1 protein-coding gene is annotated in these 1,353 nt (G+C 40.8%); it reads left to right on the plus strand.

Features of this window, described 5'->3' with window-relative positions; translation table 11 throughout:
- Window positions 1–46: 46 nt before the first annotated feature.
- Complete coding sequence (locus F6K46_RS39775) at window positions 47–1,336, plus strand: IS701 family transposase (protein WP_293069036.1); 1,290 nt, start codon at window positions 47–49, stop codon at window positions 1,334–1,336.
- Window positions 1,337–1,353: the final 17 nt, after the last annotated feature.

Consider the following 1,353-nt stretch of genomic DNA (forward strand, 5'->3'; position numbering starts at 1 on the left):
ATATAGGGTAAGTTTTTTAGGTTGGTTACTTTTTCCCTCCAATCCCATGAAAGAAACTGTTTCCACAGCAATGCCCCCGTGCTTCGATAGATGGTGTCAGCGTTTTGACGATATCTTCCGAACTAAAGCCCAGAGAAAGGAGTTTAGAAACTATCTAGGGGGATTATTGGGAGAAAGTGAAAGAAAAAACCTATCTCAGTTAGCTCAGAACGCTGTAGATGTGTCTTACCACAGTTTAAGGCATTTTGCGGTTCGGGCTAACTGGAGTGAACAAGAGATTAACGAACGCCGGTTACAGGTGATGAATAGCTGTCGTCAGACCAAAATTCCTCATGGGTTCTCGCTAATTGTAGACGATAGTGGACATAGAAAAAGCGGTAATTTTACTGAGGGAATAGGAAGGCAATACATTGGAGAAATTGGCAAAACAGATAATGGGATAGTTCTCGTAACCACTCATCTGTATGATGGTCGAAAAAGCCTGCCGTTAGATGTTGAGTTATATCAACACTCAAACTCATTGCCTGTTCGCGTAGCGTGGCCTTTTGGCCAAGGAAAGAAAGACCCAGAATTCCTCAAAAAACCGGAGTTAGCCTTAAACTTAATTGACCGGACATTAAAGAGAGGATATTATCCAAAAATTGTCTTAATTGATGCCGGTTATGGTAACAATAGCTCTTTTCTATTGGAGCTGGAAAATCGTCAATTAAAGTATTTAGGAGGAATCGCGAAAAATCGAAAAGTTGCGGTCAACATAACGAAGGATTGTCAAGAAATTGTTAGGGTGGATGAGTTAGCGCAAAGTTTACCCAGTGAAGCATTCAGGGAGGTTAAGTTAGAACTGAACAAGCCAAAAACCTTGTGGGTAGCGATCATAGAAGTCGAAATATCAAGTTTGAGTGGAAAAAGAAGTTTGGCCATCGTCATGAATCAGCCAACCTTTAATGAAGCCACAAATATTGACTATTTTTTGACAAATTTAGAAGCATCAGTTGTGACTCCAGAATGGGTGGTTGAGACTTATGCTCAAAGAAATTGGGTGGAAGTGTTTTATCGAGAAGCCAAGGGTTGGTTAGGGCTATCTGAATATCAAGTTCGGCACAAACGCAGCCTAATGAGACATTTTATATTGGTTATGTGTGCCTATACTTTTATTGTTTGGCATCAACTTACTGGGGGATTGCGAAGGCGATGGGCTAACAAACCGTTAAAGACATTTACTGAGACTTTAGAAGCTTTTCGTAGTGCCATGTCTTGCCGTTTTGTCCGTTGGCTCCAGGAAAATCCGGACGTATTTGTCAATTATAAAGCTAGTTTGGGCTATATTTGGGCTTGAATTTTGCTAAAGTCCCA

The organism is Moorena sp. SIO3E8 (genome assembly GCF_010692445.1).
GTDB lineage: Bacteria > Cyanobacteriota > Cyanobacteriia > Cyanobacteriales > Coleofasciculaceae > Moorena > Moorena bouillonii.

What these genes read in the sequence shown, in the direction of transcription:
- F6K46_RS39775 (WP_293069036.1), top strand. Translation starts at nt 47, where the DNA reads ATGAAAGAAACTGTTTCCACAGCAATGCCCCCGTGCTTCGATAGATGG.